Source organism: Pseudoalteromonas sp. SG44-5, from assembly GCF_014164175.1.
GTDB classification, from domain to species: Bacteria; Pseudomonadota; Gammaproteobacteria; order Enterobacterales; family Alteromonadaceae; genus Pseudoalteromonas; species Pseudoalteromonas nigrifaciens.
Window position 1 is genome coordinate 396,751 of record NZ_JACJES010000001.1, and the last position, 16,209, is coordinate 412,959.

Consider the following 16,209-nt stretch of genomic DNA (forward strand, 5'->3'; position numbering starts at 1 on the left):
CGCATCACAATAATATTTCACCACCCGAAAGAGCCAAGCCAAGGTTATAAACACTTACCGTTCCCATAAATTATGTGTCGGATGGCGTGGCTTCGTCACTTATCCGACCTGCATCAATAATTTTCATCTTCACGCTAAAAATATCTCGTTTGTTAGTTTATCAAAAAGGCCTTATAAAGCAGATGTGGTTTAGGATTACCTAAACTAAAGCACCCATCTTATTAAGTGACACGCGCAATGCACCACTTAGTACGATGGGTGTTTCTATTTTTAATGCTTAATTATAAAAAATTAAGCATGCTTTTATAATTAGACTTAACTAGGAAAAGTCGTGTTTAAAACCTTAATTGTGGTTGATAACAACGAGCAAACTCTTGCTCAATCATTCGAAAATGTTATTACGTTTAATACTTACCTACGTGACTATCCAAAACGTGATGAACCTAAAACTCGCATTATTAACTTATGTGATTCAAGCCAATACTTGAGCAAAGGTTACTATTGCTCGCTACTCGCTGAAGCGCGTAAGCACCAAGTATTACCAAGTGTAAAAACAATAAATGCGTTACGTAGCGGCCAAGCACCTATGCACAATGTTGGCCAAATAGATGGCGCTCTATACTTTGGTAATGCCACTAACGATGAGCAAACAAAAGCGGCTAAATCGGTATTTAAACAATACCCGGCGCCTATTTTATTTGTTGATAACCAAGGCTTATTACAACAAGGGTCGTTATCGTCATTAGATGAGCAACAGTACAGCGATTTTGTAGCTAAGTTGAATAACTTTACCCAAACGCAATGGCGTATTACTGCGGAGCGACGTCGTTTTCGCTGGGACATGGCAATACTTGTTGATCACGATGAAAAGGTGCCACCAAGCGATAAAGACGCAATAGCAAAGTTTATTAAAGCAGCGGCTAAACATGGTATTAATGCCCAAGCATTAAGCTTTGACGAAATAGACAATATAGCCCAGTTTGATGCGTTATTTATTCGTCAAACTACAGCAATTGACCACCCAACATATCGCCTTGCTAGCAAGGCACAAAGCTTAGGTTTAGTGGTTATTGACGATGCGGAGTCTATTTTACGTTGTTGTAATAAAGTGTATTTACACGATGCGTTTAACTATCAAAAAGTACCTAGTTTAAAAACAGTGGTTGTGGCTGATCAGTCAAGCGAGACTCTTGAGCAGTTAGAAGCGGCGTTTACCTACCCGTTAGTATTGAAAATGCCAGAAGGCTCGTTTTCAAAAGGGGTATATAAAGTAACGAACCGTGCTGAGCTGGAAGCTAAGTTAACTGAGCTATTTGAATTTAGTGCTTTAGTGCTTGCACAAGAATACATGTACACCGAATACGATTGGCGAGTAGGGGTACTAAATGGCCGTGCAATTTACGCGTGTCGTTACTTAATGGCGCGTAACCATTGGCAAATTTATAACCACGATGCAAAGCGGTTTTTTTCGGGTGGCTTTGAAACATTGCCTACTTTTGAATTACCAAAAGCGGTATTAGATGCAGCATTAAAAGCGTGTAAAACAGTGGGTAAGGGTTTATATGGCGTTGATGTAAAAGAACATCAAGGGCGTGCTTATGTACTTGAAGTAAACGATAACCCAAGTATTGATCATAAAGTAGAAGACGGCTATTTAGGCGATGAGCTTTATATGATCATTATGGATGAGTTTAAACAACGCCTTGAAGCGAGGGGGCGTGGTTAATGGCAAAAGCCATGGTTGAGAGTGTGGTTAATGAACAGACTGAGCAAGTGGTTATTCGCCAAGCGCTTATCAGTGATTTAACCGCGCTTACAGCACTTGAAAATGCTTGCTTTAGTAACGACAAGCTTAGCCCGCGCAGTTTAAAGCGCTGGCTAAGTGCTAAGCACGGTATTTTATTAGTTGCCGAGCAAAATAATGCGTTATGCGGTTATGGGCTAATTTGGTGCCATAAAGGCACTCGTCTAGCGCGTCTTTATTCGCTTGCTGTATTACCTACCATGCAAGGCAAAGGCATTGCAAAAATGCTACTTATTGCACTTGAAAAAGCCACCGCAGAGCGTGGGCGAATTTATCTGCGTTTAGAAGTGGCTGTAAATAACGACAGCGCAATTGGTTTGTATAAAAGCTTAGGTTATCGGGTGTTTGGTCAATATAGCGATTATTACGACGATCACAGCGATGCGCTACGCATGCAAAAAAACATTCGTAAAACCAGTGAGCTTAAGTTAGCACGGTTAACTCCGTGGTATCAGCAAACTACTGAGTTTACCTGTGGTCCTGCGGCGTTGTTAATGGCTATGGGGAGCTTAGATGCTAGCACTGAACTGACTCAATCGCATGAGTTGTCGTTATGGCGAGAAGGCACTACTATTTTTATGACCTCTGGGCATGGCGGCTGCCATCCGTTTGGTTTAGCACTGGCGGCACATAAACGTGGTTTTAACAGCGAGGTAATTGTTAATACCCTAGAGCCGTTGTTTTTAGATGGCGTGCGCAGTGAAAATAAAAAAGTAGTATTAGCAACGGTACATCAGCAGTTTGTAGATGGCATAACCGCTGCCAAAATACCGCTTAGTAATAAAGATGTTGAGCTTGAAGACATTGAGCGTTGGCTGAAGCAAAATTTTAGCGTGCTGCTATTAATAAGCACTTATCGGTTTGATGGTAAAAAATCGCCGCATTGGGTGTGTGTTACGCATTTAGATGAGCACTGTGTGTATGTTCATGATCCGTTTTGTGAGCCAGGAAGTGATAGTCAATTGGCTATAGATTGCCAATATGTGCCTATTGCCCGCAGCGACTTTAGTAAAATGTCGGCGTTTGGTAGCCAACGCTTAAGAACAGCTGTGGCTATTGCTAAATCAAAAGATTGTTAAAATAAAATTAAACTATTCATATATGAATAACGAGGAAATTACGTGTTTTTACCTGATTTATTTGATGTAGCTCCGTACTCATGGGCTGCAATTGGTACGGCGGCATTTTGTGGCGCTATTATTGGTATTGAGCGCCAATTACGTGGCAAACCTGTGGGTATTCGTACTTCTGCGTTAATTACTTTAGGTACCTATTTATTTTTATCGACTGCGTTTAATTTACAAGGCGATGTAATTGACCACTCTCGCGTAGTGGGGCAAATAATTACTGGTATTGGCTTTTTGGGCGCAGGCGTAATGCTAGCTAAAGACGGCGCTGTGGTAGGAGTAACATCGGCAGCAACTATTTGGGTGCTGGCATCTATTGGCGTAATGATAGCCACCGAGAACTTGGGCGCAGCTATTAAGCTTTCTGTGCTGGTGGTCGGTATTTTATACGGTGTCGATGTGCTTGAAGCTAAGTTTAAAAGCTTAAGTAAAGGTGTGCACACTAAAGTTAAAATTTATTCAAAACGCTATTATCGCAAAAGTGAAAATGAAACAGAGCGCCACTTATAAAGTGGCGTTTTTATAATTAAGTTTATAACTAACTTAATACTAATTTTTGATGCACTAAAGCATCGCAAAGTGCTTGTGGGCGGCCTAAATAATAGCCCTGAACCTTATCGACATTTAGTTTGCGGAGGGTGTTTATTTCTTCTAGTGTTTCTATGCCTTCGGCAATAATATTACAGCCAATGTCTTTAGCAAATCCGCATAACGCTTTAGCTAATAAATATTTACGACGATCGCTATTTATGTTTCGGGTAAGGCTAATATCAAGTTTAATAATATCTGCTTGTAGCTCCAAAATATGCTGAAAAGAAGAATACCCTGCACCAACATCGTCTATAGCTAGGCGTATGCCTTTTTTACGCAGTGGCGCGAGTGCCGTTAACATTTCATTGTAGTTGGCAATAGGAGAGTGTTCGGTTACCTCCAATACTATATTGCTGCAATCAGAAATAGCAGCTAATGCATTGGCAACGGCACCACTTAGTATATGCTCTGGAGAGGTGTTAATTGACACATACACCTCTTTATTAAAATGACTCATATTGCCTAAAACATTGTTTATTGCCAACATTTCTAGGGCTTCACCTAAACCAAACTGTGCTGCTTCATCAAACCAAATGTTAGGTGTTCTATAGGGCTCAACAAAAAAGCGAGACAAGGATTCGTAACCCGAAACTTTATTTGTGTTTAAGCTATATATAGGCTGGTAGTAAATTTCAATATTGTTTGTGTTTATAATATTAAGTACGTTAGATTTAATAAGTTGTTTTGCTTCATTGTTTTGTATTTGTGTATCAATAAGCTGTGAAGCCAGATCTGAAATTAAATTTAAAAACGCCAGATCACGCTTGTTTAATGTGTCGTCTTTTTGCTCGTTATAGCAGCAAAATGTGCCATAAATATCGCCGTTAGATAAGGTAATTGGCACCCCAATATAAGCGCCAATATTAAGCTTTTTAGTAACCGGCATATCGCGTGTTATACTATTTTTACTGGTGTCAGGTATTATATTATCTAGTTCATTATTGGCTAATTTATTACAGTAGGTTTCGTTTATGGGATCAAAATTACCTACTTTTACAATCTCGTTAGGGCGTTTGGTATCTACTAATTTAAATATACGTTTAGAGTCCTTAAACTCAGAAATAAAAGCAACGTCCATATCAAGGTGTTTACGAATAAGTGCTAGCAAGCGAGTTAGTCTAGTATTGAGATCAGTCTCTGCTTCAATATCTAATAGTAAATTTTCACTAAAATTTACATGCATATTTCCAACTTCCTTGTGTTTTAGTTAATGGTTCATATTAATACAGTAGCTTGGCTTGTTTTTAAAGTATTAGCCAAACAATTTTTTTCTCACTACTTTACGATACTCACTGGGTGTTTGGTTCAGTATTTTTCTAAATATTCGCGTTAAATGACCTTGATCGTTATAGCCTACTTCTAACGCAACTTCCTGAATTGATAAATTTGACGAAGCGAGCAACTCTTTAGCACCTTCTACTCGTAACTGTTGCCAATACTCAATAGGGCTTTGGTTGGTAGCTGCTTTAAAGCGCCGCGTAAAAGAGCGATAGCTTAAATTAAACTGTGCGGCTACATCCTGTAAATTAAGCTCTGTTGCTAAGTTGGTTTTTAACCAAAATTGAATTTGGGCAATTAACTCATCGGGATGGCGATCAACAGCACCTTCAAGATAGCGCTGATCTTCGTAGGGTTTGCGTATTTCGTGGGAAAAATTGCGCTCAACATGTTGCGCTGCAGCTTTGCCATAATATTGGCTAATAATATGCACTATTACATCGGCTAGGGCGTTTAGGCTGGCTACGGTATAGAGTCGCTCGGATTGAGTAATAAAAAAGTCAGGCTTTAACAGTACCTTGGGGTAGTCGTGACTAAATTGTTTAGCGTAATGCCAATGGGTGGTTGCTGGGTGCCCGTCTAGTAACCCGGCCTCTGCTAGTAAACAGTTGCCAGTGCCTACACCTATAATATGGCTGCCATTTGTAAAACTTTGCCCCAGCCAAGTAACTATATTTTGATTAGTGCGTACAACTGGGCGCGGGTTTCGCCAAATACCGGGCACTATTACTAAATCGCAATTGGGGGTATTGCTGGTGGCGCAATCGGGAAGGATTGCCAAGCCGGTACGATTACTTATTGGTTCAAGGTTTTTAGCAACTAAATGAATAGCGAGTGGCCTAAAGTTTTGTTTATTAATATGGCCTTTTGCAAAGGCTTCGCCCGCTCTCAACATTTCTATAGGGAGGGTTAAACTCGTTATTAATAAGTGTTGGTAAACAGCAATAGCTATATTTAATGGGGGGTTACTCTGTTTATCAGTCATATAGATGCTCCGACCAGTTAGGGTTGGCCTTTTATGCTTAATATTTGGCTATTAAAGCACAAAGTGTGGTGCGCAATCCATTTAAACTAGTGTCATATTCTTATAACACGTTTTTTAAAGGTAAATTATGACCGCATTACCCGTAATTGTAGGCATGGGAGGCATTAATGCCGCTGGCCGTACTTCTTTTCACCAAGGTTACCGCCGTATTGTGTTAGACAGTTTAAGTGCACAAGATCGTCAAGAAACGTTTTTAGGCCTCGCCACCTTGATGAATTTAGTTAGTGTTGTTGATAATCAACTACAAGACACTCAAGGTAACAATGTTGAGCAAAGCGACATAGAAGCACGTTTTGGTGAACAAATAATTGCCGGTACGCTTATTCGTAAAATCGAAAACGAACATTTTGATCCAGACGCTACCCCATGGCAGCAAAAAATGACGCTAAGCAACTCGGATGAGAATGCGATTGTGTTTGAAACCCGTGCTCGCGATTTACCACAACCGGTACCTGCAAGTTGGCAGGTAGAGCAGCTCGAAGGTAAAAAAGTTAAAGTTACTATTGCCGCAGATATAGATGTTAAACACGCTTCAACTCGCGACAACCCGATTAAATCGGCAGGGCAGTTTCCTACTGGGTTTGATCCGTCTGTAATGTATAACAGCCGCTATCAGCCACGTGGTTTGCAAGCAACTATTTTTGCTGCTACCGATGCAATAAAATCAACCGGGCTTGATTGGCAACATATAATGAATAGCGTAGAGCCAGACAAAATTGGTACTTATTCGGCGTCTGTTATTGGCCAAATGGATGACACAGGTTTAGGTGGCTTAGTTAAAGCTCGCCAGCAAGGCGACCGCGTAAGCACTAAGCAATTAGCGCTGGGTTTAAATACTATGTCGACCGACTTTATTAATGCGTATGTAACGGGCAACGTAGGTACTACGTTTTCAACTTCGGGCGCATGTGCTACGTTTTTATATAACTTACGTGCAGCGGTTAACGATATACAAGCAGGGCGTACTCGCGTTGCTGTGGTAGCCAGTGTTGAATGTGCTATTACGCCAGAGGTTATAGAAGGCTTTGGTAACATGAGCGCACTGGCAAACGTTGAAGGTTTGCGCCGTTTAGATAACTTAAGTAATACAGATGAGCCCGACTATCGTAAAAGTAGCCGTCCGTTTGGCGAAAACTGTGGCTTTACGCTAGGTGAAGGCGCGCAAGTGGCTATTTTAATGGATGATGCTCTAGCACTCGAGTTAGGCGCTGACATTATGGGGTGTGTGCCAGATGTATTTGTAAATGCCGACGGGATTAAAAAGTCGATTACCTCACCAGGGCCGGGTAACTACATTACTATGGCAAAATCGGCGGCACTGGCAAGTAGCTTATTAGGTAAAGAAGCCCTGCAACAGCGCAGCTTTATATTAGCCCATGGTTCAAGTACGCCGTTAAACCGCGTAACCGAGTCATTAATCTATCATAAAGTGGCACAAACCTTTGCTATTGATAACTGGAAAGTAACTGCGCCAAAAGCATATGTTGGCCATACTATTGCTCCTGCAAGTGGCGATCAGTTAGCTATAGCATTAGGTGTATTTAGCCACAATATTATGCCTGGTATTACGACTATAGATAAAATAGCCGACGATGTTTACGCTGATCATCTAGATATTAGAAACAGCCACTATGATTGCGGTGATATGGATATTGCATTTATTAACTCAAAAGGCTTTGGTGGTAACAATGCTACCGCTACAGTATTGTCTGCAAAAATAACACTGCAAATGCTTGCCAAGCGCCATGGAAAAAGCGTTATGAATGATTATGCTAATAAAAATGTGGCTGTAAAAGCAGCGCAACAAAGCTATCAATCACAAGCAGACTTAGGCCAATACCAACTAATTTATCGTTTTGGTGATGGCTTAATTGACGACAACGACATTGTTATAGATGAGCAAAGCATACACCTTCCTGGCTTTGAAAAAGCGATTGCTTTTAATACAAAAAATCCCTATCAAGACATGTTTTAAGCACACATTCTTGTTTGGTAAGGCGCTTTTATAGCGCCTTTTTTGTTTTCACTAAGATATAAAATTAAGAGGTTACTTAAACTTTTTAATATAGCGTAATGTTATAAAGTTAATAATGGCCAGTAAAATAGCTATTTCGTAGCGACTGTAGGCCACAGCAATACCAATTAAACCCATATTCCAAATGCTCGCCGCGGTGGCAGTACCTGAGGTAGACTGGTTATTTTTTAAAATTGCGCCACCGCCAATAAAGCCGATACCGGTAATGATCCCCTGTAACATTTTTGATTGTGCTTCAGAGGAGTCAAGTACAGACAACGCAATTAACGCATAACCACATGATGCCACCGCTACTAACGGAAAGGTACGCAGCCCCGCACCATCTTGGCTGCGCTCTCTGTCGTAGGCCATTGGCAAAGCGAGTAAATAAGCTATGCCTAAGTGAATCAGATTATCAACGATTTCGTGCCACTGTAAATCAATTTCCATGATCTTGCCTTTTTAGTTAATCTTAATAACTAGCTAGCAATCTGTAAGCCATTTATTTAATATTTTAAATTCAGTAATTTAGGTTTGCCTTTATTTTTATTCTGCCTGGCTTGGTAATAGTTACACTACTATTTTACTATTTTACTATTTTACTAAGTAGTTAGTTTGATATCGCTTTTGAATATCCATATTCTTTTACTTATATTAAAGGTAATTATGTACATCACTTGCCTTTTAAAAAAAACAATAAATACAGCCACTAAACTTGAAAAAAACGCGTTATTACTGCGCGTTAGCAACCTCTGATGATTCTGCCGTTTTGGTTATACGCCAATTAAGCGGCGCAAATAAAACATATACTTGGAGTTTATACGCCTGGTCGTTTGCGTTGGGATTGTATGCTTGCGTATTATTAGTTCAAAATAACGAGCCTTTAAATCACAGCGTTGCGATTGTAGGTGCATTACCCTTTTTGATTATATATTTACTGCAATTAATTGGTTTTGTTAAGGAGTTTATAAAAAAGGAAGTGCATGAGTAATGTGCTTTGTTTAACACCGTTACAATTTACAATTTAAAATTTAAAATTTAAAATTTGATTTTATTTTACAAGGTCAGCATGCTCTAAATAAGCTTATGGGTAGAGCCACAGCAAGCAGGGTAATAAAAGGCGAGTGAATACTGATGCAAGTAAGGACGTTTTTTTAATAGTTTAAAATAATGTGTAGAGGGTTCTCTACACATTATTACTACAAACAATAATATTGTTATGCAGACAAATACTGATGATGAAATACCAAGTGCTGATCAATAAAGCTACTGATAAAAAAGTAACTATGATCGTACCCGGTTTGCATTTCTAAGGTCAGTGGGTAGTCTTTTTGTTTTGCAACAGCCACTAAATTTTGTGGTTTTAATTGCTCGTCTAAAAAGTTATCGGCATCGCCTTGGCTCACTAACATTGGCAAGTAGTTACTTTGCTCAGCTTTAGCCATTAATTTGCAGCTGTCGTATTGTGCCCATGTTGTTTTATCGGCTCCTAAATAACCCGTAAACGCTTTAACGCCCCATGGGCAATTAATAGGGTTTACTATAGGGCTAAACGCCGAGGCACTAACATAATCCTGTGGGTTTTTAAGGGCGATCATCAACGCACCGTGGCCGCCCATTGAATGACCACTAATTGCTTTTGTGCTAGTCACAGGAAAGTGCTGCTCTATAAGCGCGGGTAATTCATTCACTACGTAGTCGTACATATTAAAGTGAGTGTTGTAAGGGGCTTGTGTCGCGTTAACATAAAACCCAGCGCCTTGAGCAAAATCGTAGCTGTCTTCGTTAGGAACATTATCCCCACGAGGGCTAGTGTCGGGTGCCACAATAGCAATACCTAGCTCAGCTGCTTTTTTGAATGCGCCTGCTTTTTGCATAAAGTTTTCGTCGGTGCAGGTTAAACCTGAAAGCCAATAAAGTACCGGTACTTTATTACTTTCACTAGCGCCGGGCGGCAAAAAAACGGCAAAACGCATAGTACAATGAGTGCTTACAGCGCTGTGCGTATATTGTTTATGCCAGCCACCGGATACTTTTACACTTGAGATATTTTCTAACATGATAATCCTCAAAAGCCGCTTATATCCACACCGTGAATACAAGCGATTGGTTTATTGCTTAGTAATGAATAACGGTACGAATGCTTTTGCCTTCGTGCATTAAATCAAATGCATCATTAATGTCTTCAAGGCCCATTGTGTGGGTAATAAAGTCATTTAGTGCAAACTCGCCAGCCATGTAACGTTCTACAATTTCAGGTAGTTGTGAGCGGCCTTTAACACCACCAAATGCGCTACCACGCCATACACGCCCAGTAACTAATTGGAATGGACGAGTAGCAATTTCTTGGCCAGCGCCTGCTACACCAATAATTACCGACTCACCCCAACCTTTATGACAACACTCAAGTGCTGAGCGCATAACATCAACATTACCAATACATTCAAACGAGTAGTCAACGCCGCCATCGGTCATTTCAACAATTACGTCTTGAATTGGCTTGTCGAAGTCTTTTGGATTAATTAAATCGGTTGCGCCAAGCTTGGTTGCTAACTCGTATTTAGAGTTGTTTATATCGATACCGATAATACGACTCGCACCGGCCATTTTTGCGCCAATAATAGCTGATAAACCTATGCCACCTAAACCGAAAATAGCTACAGTGTCGCCCGCTTTTACTTTAGCTGTGTTTGTTACTGCGCCCATACCTGTTGTTACGCCACAGCCTAGTAAGCATATTTCTTCTAAAGACGCTTCTTTGTTTACTTTAGCTAAAGAGATTTCTGGCAGTACTGTGTACTCAGAGAAAGTTGAGCAACCCATGTAGTGGTAAATTGGCTGACCGTCTTTATAAAAACGTGTTGTACCGTCTGGCATTAAGCCTTTACCTTGGGTTTCGCGCACAGCAGAACACAGGTTAGTTTTGCCCGAGGTACACATTTTACATTCACCACATTCTGCGGTGTATAAAGGAATAACATGATCGCCAATTTCTACGCTGGTTACGCCTTCTCCGATTGCATATACAACACCAGCGCCTTCGTGGCCTAAAATTGCAGGGAATATACCTTCAGGATCTTCACCCGATAATGTAAATGCATCGGTATGACATACACCAGTAGCGGTAATTTTTACCATTACTTCGCCTTTTTTAGGCATCATCACATCAACTTCTTCAACACTAAGTGGTTGATTAGGACCCCAAGCAATAGCTGCTTTTGATTTAATAAATTCTGACATGTGCTTATCCTTTGTAGTGGGTAGATAATAATTGTAGACCCAATTTTCTTGGGTGATGTAGCTATTGTATTTGTTTCTCAAATAATGATAATCTCAATTTTATTAAAACACTTTTTCAGAACTGTAACAATGGCACGATGGGATGGAATAGACGAATTTATTGCGGTAGGTGAAGAAGGTAGTTTTACCGCTGCAGGCAAAGCAATTGGGCTGTCGGTTGCGCATATTAGCCGCCATGTTAGTGCGCTTGAACAACGCTTAAATACACAGTTGCTAACGCGCACAACGCGTAAAGTGGTTTTGACCAAAGAAGGTGAGGTGTTTTTACACCAAATAAAGCATTTACAACATGCAATGGATGATGCCACGCAAAGTTTAGCGCAACAGCAAAGTACGCCAAAAGGTAAAATTAATCTAACAGCCCCGGTAATGTATGGCGAGAGCTTTATTATGCCAATAGTGCATAATTTTATGCACGACCACCCCGATGTAGAAGTCGTTGCTACGCTCAGTAATGAGCAAGAAAACTTATTAGAAGGTGGTTTTGATCTGGCTATTAGACTGGGGCATTTAAAAGACTCGAGCTTAAAAGCACGGCGCTTAAGTGCACGGCGTTTTATTATGTGTTGTGCCCCTGATTATTTAACCCGATTTGGCGAGCCACACACATTAGGTGAGCTAATAAATCATCAATGTTTAGTGGGGAATAGTCGTTATTGGCGGGTAAACGAAGGAGGGCGCGAAAAGCATATTAAAATAGCTGGGCGACTGCAATGTAATAGTGGCTGGGCGTTGGTAGATGGCGCTAAAAAAGGTTTAGGGATTATTCAGCTCCCTAATTACTACATTGAAAACGAGTTAAAAACAGGGCAGTTAGTGCCTATTTTAACATCCTATCAGCCGCTGCAAGAAGGGGTATGGGGTGTGTATCCGCCTCGACAGTTTGTGGCAACTAATGTAAGGGTGCTACTTGATTATTTAGTCGCAGGACTAAAAGCTTAATAGCGGGTTAATCATTTAATTTTTATTCTAGCCAAGTATCAGATTTTTAAATATTTATTACATTTAGTGGCATACCCAAGTACGGATTATTCGTGTTATTATAAGTTACTATTTTTAGGATAAGTGTTTAAAAACAATATGTTTCAACCGGTTAGTTTGTTTATTGGGCTTAGATATAGTCGCTCCTCAAAAGGGAATGCGTTTATTTCATTTATCTCGTTTTTTTCTATTGCCGGTATTGCGATTGGCTTAATGGCATTATTTACTGTCAGTTCAGTAATGAATGGCTTTGAAAGCAGCTTAAAAACCAATATGCTTGGGCTTATTCCGCATGTTGAAGTGCAAGCTAATAAGCGTACTGCAGCGCAAATGAGTAGTTTAAAAGCAGATCTTGAACAATCTCCTTATGTAAGTACTGTAAGCCTTTATCAGCATGGTGAAGCTATATTACAAACCAATAAAGATTTACACGGTGTGTTGCTGCAAGGCTTATATGGCGATGACGGCTCGCTCTATAAAATTACCGATAAAATAGTACAAGGAAATTGGCAAACAGTACTTAATAAAAACTATAGCATTGCCATTAGTCGCTACCTGAGCCGTAAATTAGGTGTTGGTTTGGGAGATAAGCTGCGGGTTATTATGCCAAATGCTTCTACCTATACACCGCTTGGGCGAATGCCTAGCCAACGCTTGTTTAAAATAGCAGCCATTTACGAAACTGGCTCTGAAATTGACATGGGGCTGGCTTTTACCAGTGGTGCGTCGTTGCAACGCGTATTAAAGCTGGATCAAAACACTGCACCTAATTTAAGTATTTCTTTGTATGAATCCTTTGCATTGGATGAATTTATACAGGCCAGCAAACTAATATTAAAAGATCATACCTATACAGATTGGCGCAGCAGCCAAGGCACATTATTTGCTGCTGTAGCAATGGAAAAACGGATTATGTCGATGTTATTAGGGCTTATTGTGCTGGTTGCGGTATTTAATATTGTCTCTGCGCTAACGATGATGGTAAGTGAAAAACAAGGCGAAGTCGCTATTTTACAAACCTTGGGTTTAACACCATCGCAAGTACAAAAAGTGTTTATGGTGCAAGGACTTTATAATGGCGTGATAGGCACCGCAGTAGGGGCATTTTTAGGTGTATTACTTAGTTTATATATTAATGAGTTATTAGCATTAGTAGGGTTAAATTTGATGGCAGGTATAGAGTTGCCGGTAAAATTTGATGTGCCAAGCCTAATTGTTATCGCTTGTTCGAGTATTGCTATGAGCTTTTTAGCCACTGTTTACCCAGCGCGCAAAGCCGCAAAAGTAAAACCAGCCGAGGTATTGCGTTATGAATGATTTAGTTATTAGTTGTGAAAATTTAAATAAAGTTTATCAAGATGGTAGTAACCAAGTTGCAGTATTAAAAGGGGTTGATTTAGCCCTGCAACAAGGTGAAATGCTGGCTATTGTGGGCAGCTCTGGTTCGGGTAAAAGTACCTTATTGCATATACTCGGTACGCTCGATACTGCAACATCTGGCAGTGCTAAAATTAAAAATCAAGAAGTGGCTAAGCTCTCCCGTACAGAGCAAGCGGCATTTAGAAATAAAAACTTAGGCTTTATTTATCAATTTCATCATTTACTGATGGAATTTAGCGCGGTAGAAAATGTAGCTATGCCGCTTTTAATTAAAGGACTAAGTGCTAAAGCTGCGAAAGTAGCTGCATTAGAAATGCTTGAAAAAGTGGGCCTAGCACATCGTAGCTCTCATAAGCCGTCGGCACTGTCTGGTGGTGAGCGCCAACGAGTGGCAATTGCGCGCGCGCTCGTTACTAAACCGGCATTAGTGCTTGCCGATGAGCCAACCGGTAATTTAGATAAACAAAACGCGATTAAAATATACGACTTAATAAATGAGCTTAATAAAAGTTTAAATACCAGCTTTGTGGTGGTAACACACGACTTAGAGCTGGCCGACAAACTCGGTAAAATAGCCTATTTAGATGATGGAAAACTTACTATTAAAGAGTCGCAACATGTTGCTTAGTGCGTTTATAAGTAAACGCTTTAGAGCGTATTCTGGTCATAAAGATGAAAAAAATGGCTTTGTAAGCTTTATAGCTAAAGCATCTACTGTGGGTATTTTATTGGGCGTTGCGGTTTTAATAGTTGCGCTGTCGGTAATTAATGGCTTTGAGCAGCAATTAGTGCATCGCTTATTAAGCGTAGTGCCGCAGGTTGAATATGTAGCGCCTAATAGGCCAATTGCTAATTGGCCACAAAAAGTTGAGCAGCTTCAACAGCAAGATCATGTAACCGGCGCCGCGCCATTTATTGCAGTTAACGGCATGGCGCAATTTAAAAGCCAATTAAAAGCAGTAGAAATACGCGGGGTTGAGCCTTCATTGGAGGGGAGCGTGTCGGCTATTAATCAATTTACCAAAGGCAAATTGGTGAGCCAGCTTGGCATTGATGAAGTTATTTTAGGCAAGCAAATAGTTAACCAGCTCGATGCCAGCGTGGGCGATAGTATTACCTTACTTATTCCTCAAATAGCTCAGCAAGGGCAGTCATTATTAGCCCCTAAGCGAGTAACACTGTTACTTGCAGGTATTGTTGAAATGGGTGGGCCAATAGACAGCACAGCTGCATTTATCCACCTTAATAAAGCGCAGCAAACATTAGGTTACGATGAAAGCCAAGTAACCGGGCTTCGCCTAAGCGTTGATGACGTATTTACTGCGCATCAAATTGCGCTACGGGTAGGGCAAACCATAGACGACTATGTATACATTTCTAGTTGGTTTAGAACGCAAGGCAGCTTATACCAAGATATACAAATGGTGCGTACCATAGTTTATATTGTGGTGTTTTTAATTATAGCTGTGGCAAGTTTTAATATTGTGTCCTCATTGGTAATGGAAGTACGCGAAAAACAAGGCAATATTGCTATTTTAAAAACCATGGGCGCAAAAGACAGTACCATTTTAGCTACCTTTGTAATGCAGGGTTTAACGCAAGCTTTTGTAGGTGTGGTATTAGGCAGCTTAATTGGTGTGGTACTGGCAATAAATATTAGCGAATTATTTACTTGGCTCAGCCAACTCTTTGGCGCAAACCCACTTCAAGGAGTTTATTTTATAGAGTTTTTACCCAGTAAGTTAGTGTGGCAAGATATTGTGGTAACAGTTGTTGTTACTTTTATTTTAGCGGCGTTAGCTACTATTTATCCGGCGTGGCAAGCAACAAGAGTTGACCCTGCAAAAGTGCTGGGTAATTAGCGGCATTGGTAGCGTGTGCGCTGCTAAATAAAAACTAATAGGGCAGTATTGGCAAGTCTGTTAAACTAGGGCGCTTATTTACAAGCTAACAATAACTAACCATTGGGTTAGCATTTACTACTCTGGGATTTACTTTGACAAATAACGATATTTTACGCCGCATTCGCTACACTTTTAATTTAACCGACACCGCTATGGTAAATGTTTTTGCTGCAGCTGAGCATACGGTTACTACAGAGCAAGTAATTGCTTGGTTAACTAAAGAAGGCGAAGAGGCTTACACTGAAATAAGTGATACAGAGTTTGCAACTTTTTTAAATGGTTTTATTAATACGCAACGTGGTAAGCGCGAAGGCGATCAACCTGCTCCTGAGAGCAAGTTAAATAACAATATTATTTTTATGAAGCTGCGTATTGCTTTAAATATGAAAGCGGAAGATGTGATTGCGACGCTGGCACTCGTTGACTTTAATTTGAGTAAGCATGAGCTAAGCGCGTTTTCTCGTAAAGTAGATAACAAGCACTACCGCGTATGTAACAACCAGGTACTTCGTTTATTTTTAACGGGTGTACAACAGCAGGTTCGTCCACAAAGCACTGCTGAGTAAGCAAGGTAAAGCCATTACTCTTTCAAAACGCTAAAACAGCCCTTGTTTTAGCGTTTTGTTGTTTTTAAGTTAAATATATTTCAACTTGTTACACGCCTACTTTAAAATTGTTCAATACCGCTTAATAAACTAGCAATTGAATGAGATCATTTAAATATCAAGTAATTACCTCCTTTGTTAGCTGTATGTTTGGTTTTAGCAACCGCGCACTGTATTTTT

15 protein-coding genes are annotated in these 16,209 nt (G+C 40.2%); 10 read left to right on the forward strand and 5 right to left on the reverse strand.

Annotated features, from left to right (window positions below):
* Positions 1 to 331 precede the first annotated feature (331 nt).
* The 3 genes from H5079_RS01885 to H5079_RS01895 are packed head-to-tail and all read left to right on the forward strand — an operon-like array spanning position 332 to position 3,441.
* Positions 332 to 1,726 carry a RimK family protein gene (locus H5079_RS01885; protein WP_182683302.1) on the forward strand — a complete coding sequence of 465 codons (1,395 nt, stop codon included), beginning with the start codon at positions 332 to 334 and terminating at the stop codon, positions 1,724 to 1,726.
* Positions 1,726 to 2,883 carry a GNAT family N-acetyltransferase/peptidase C39 family protein gene (locus H5079_RS01890; RefSeq protein ID WP_172459230.1) on the forward strand — a complete coding sequence of 386 codons (1,158 nt, stop codon included), beginning with the start codon at positions 1,726 to 1,728 and terminating at the stop codon, positions 2,881 to 2,883. The genes H5079_RS01885 and H5079_RS01890 overlap by 1 nt, the downstream gene beginning before the upstream one ends.
* A gap of 42 nt (positions 2,884 to 2,925) precedes the next feature.
* Positions 2,926 to 3,441, forward strand: coding sequence for an MgtC/SapB family protein (locus H5079_RS01895; RefSeq protein ID WP_011328060.1), 516 nt, complete (start codon positions 2,926 to 2,928; stop codon positions 3,439 to 3,441).
* A gap of 28 nt (positions 3,442 to 3,469) precedes the next feature.
* On the opposite strand, the gene H5079_RS01900 is transcribed toward H5079_RS01895, so the two are convergent.
* Together H5079_RS01900 and H5079_RS01905 are read right to left on the reverse strand one after the other, a co-directional pair.
* Positions 3,470 to 4,705: an EAL domain-containing protein gene (locus H5079_RS01900; RefSeq protein WP_182683303.1), complete on the reverse strand. Its 1,236-nt coding sequence runs from the start codon at positions 4,703 to 4,705 to the stop codon at positions 3,470 to 3,472.
* Between the two features lie 69 nt (positions 4,706 to 4,774).
* The gene (locus H5079_RS01905) at positions 4,775 to 5,785 is read right to left on the reverse strand and encodes a GlxA family transcriptional regulator (protein ID WP_011328062.1); all 1,011 of its coding nucleotides are present in this window, start codon (positions 5,783 to 5,785) and stop codon (positions 4,775 to 4,777) included.
* A 127-nt stretch (positions 5,786 to 5,912) separates the two neighbouring features.
* Here H5079_RS01905 and H5079_RS01910 point away from each other — a divergent pair, with 127 nt between their 5' ends.
* Positions 5,913 to 7,820 carry a beta-ketoacyl synthase gene (locus tag H5079_RS01910; RefSeq protein ID WP_011328063.1) on the forward strand — a complete coding sequence of 636 codons (1,908 nt, stop codon included), beginning with the start codon at positions 5,913 to 5,915 and terminating at the stop codon, positions 7,818 to 7,820.
* Between the two features lie 72 nt (positions 7,821 to 7,892).
* Here H5079_RS01910 and H5079_RS01915 read toward each other — a convergent pair whose 3' ends face one another.
* On the reverse strand, positions 7,893 to 8,309 hold the full coding sequence (locus H5079_RS01915) for an MgtC/SapB family protein (RefSeq protein WP_011328064.1): 417 nt from the start codon (positions 8,307 to 8,309) through the stop codon (positions 7,893 to 7,895).
* A 265-nt stretch (positions 8,310 to 8,574) separates the two neighbouring features.
* Between H5079_RS01915 and H5079_RS01920 the strand changes: the two genes are divergently transcribed.
* Positions 8,575 to 8,850, forward strand: a complete 276-nt coding sequence (locus H5079_RS01920) for a BCCT family transporter (protein ID WP_220488920.1) — start codon at positions 8,575 to 8,577, stop codon at positions 8,848 to 8,850.
* 226 nt (positions 8,851 to 9,076) lie between these two features.
* Here the strand turns inward: H5079_RS01920 and fghA are convergent, their stop codons facing one another.
* Together fghA and H5079_RS01930 are read right to left on the reverse strand one after the other, a co-directional pair.
* On the reverse strand, positions 9,077 to 9,919 hold the full coding sequence (gene fghA / locus H5079_RS01925) for an S-formylglutathione hydrolase (RefSeq protein WP_011328066.1): 843 nt from the start codon (positions 9,917 to 9,919) through the stop codon (positions 9,077 to 9,079).
* 58 nt (positions 9,920 to 9,977) lie between these two features.
* A complete protein-coding gene (locus H5079_RS01930) occupies positions 9,978 to 11,099 on the reverse strand; it encodes an S-(hydroxymethyl)glutathione dehydrogenase/class III alcohol dehydrogenase (protein ID WP_011328067.1) in 1,122 nt (373 codons plus the stop codon).
* Positions 11,100 to 11,228: 129 nt separating this feature from the next.
* Between H5079_RS01930 and H5079_RS01935 the strand changes: the two genes are divergently transcribed.
* The 5 genes from H5079_RS01935 (at position 11,229) to H5079_RS01955 (ending at position 15,990) form a co-directional block, all read left to right on the forward strand.
* Positions 11,229 to 12,101 (forward strand): LysR family transcriptional regulator, encoded by an 873-nt coding sequence (locus H5079_RS01935; RefSeq protein ID WP_086996014.1) that lies wholly within the window; start codon positions 11,229 to 11,231, stop codon positions 12,099 to 12,101.
* Positions 12,102 to 12,239: 138 nt separating this feature from the next.
* A complete protein-coding gene (locus H5079_RS01940) occupies positions 12,240 to 13,457 on the forward strand; it encodes a lipoprotein-releasing ABC transporter permease subunit (RefSeq protein WP_182683304.1) in 1,218 nt (405 codons plus the stop codon).
* On the forward strand, positions 13,450 to 14,148 hold the full coding sequence (lolD, locus tag H5079_RS01945; protein ID WP_011328070.1) for a lipoprotein-releasing ABC transporter ATP-binding protein LolD: 699 nt from the start codon (positions 13,450 to 13,452) through the stop codon (positions 14,146 to 14,148). Before H5079_RS01940 ends, lolD begins: the two co-directional genes overlap by 8 nt.
* The gene (locus tag H5079_RS01950) at positions 14,138 to 15,382 is read left to right on the forward strand and encodes a lipoprotein-releasing ABC transporter permease subunit (RefSeq protein WP_011328071.1); all 1,245 of its coding nucleotides are present in this window, start codon (positions 14,138 to 14,140) and stop codon (positions 15,380 to 15,382) included. The genes lolD and H5079_RS01950 overlap by 11 nt, the downstream gene beginning before the upstream one ends.
* Positions 15,383 to 15,516: 134 nt before the next feature.
* On the forward strand, positions 15,517 to 15,990 hold the full coding sequence (locus tag H5079_RS01955; RefSeq protein ID WP_011328072.1) for a DUF1456 family protein: 474 nt from the start codon (positions 15,517 to 15,519) through the stop codon (positions 15,988 to 15,990).
* Positions 15,991 to 16,209: the final 219 nt, after the last annotated feature.

Bases quoted from the DNA above. Each gene is read 5' to 3' on its own strand.
- H5079_RS01890 (WP_172459230.1), top strand. From the start codon at position 1,726: ATGGCAAAAGCCATGGTTGAGAGTGTGGTTAATGAACAGACTGAGCAA.
- H5079_RS01900 (WP_182683303.1), bottom strand. From the start codon at position 4,705: ATGCATGTAAATTTTAGTGAAAATTTACTATTAGATATTGAAGCAGAG.
- H5079_RS01905 (WP_011328062.1), bottom strand. From the start codon at position 5,785: ATGACTGATAAACAGAGTAACCCCCCATTAAATATAGCTATTGCTGTT.
- H5079_RS01910 (WP_011328063.1), top strand. From the start codon at position 5,913: ATGACCGCATTACCCGTAATTGTAGGCATGGGAGGCATTAATGCCGCT.
- H5079_RS01915 (WP_011328064.1), bottom strand. From the start codon at position 8,309: ATGGAAATTGATTTACAGTGGCACGAAATCGTTGATAATCTGATTCAC.
- fghA (WP_011328066.1), bottom strand. From the start codon at position 9,919: ATGTTAGAAAATATCTCAAGTGTAAAAGTATCCGGTGGCTGGCATAAA.
- H5079_RS01930 (WP_011328067.1), bottom strand. From the start codon at position 11,099: ATGTCAGAATTTATTAAATCAAAAGCAGCTATTGCTTGGGGTCCTAAT.
- H5079_RS01935 (WP_086996014.1), top strand. From the start codon at position 11,229: ATGGCACGATGGGATGGAATAGACGAATTTATTGCGGTAGGTGAAGAA.
- H5079_RS01940 (WP_182683304.1), top strand. From the start codon at position 12,240: ATGTTTCAACCGGTTAGTTTGTTTATTGGGCTTAGATATAGTCGCTCC.
- lolD (WP_011328070.1), top strand. From the start codon at position 13,450: ATGAATGATTTAGTTATTAGTTGTGAAAATTTAAATAAAGTTTATCAA.
- H5079_RS01950 (WP_011328071.1), top strand. From the start codon at position 14,138: ATGTTGCTTAGTGCGTTTATAAGTAAACGCTTTAGAGCGTATTCTGGT.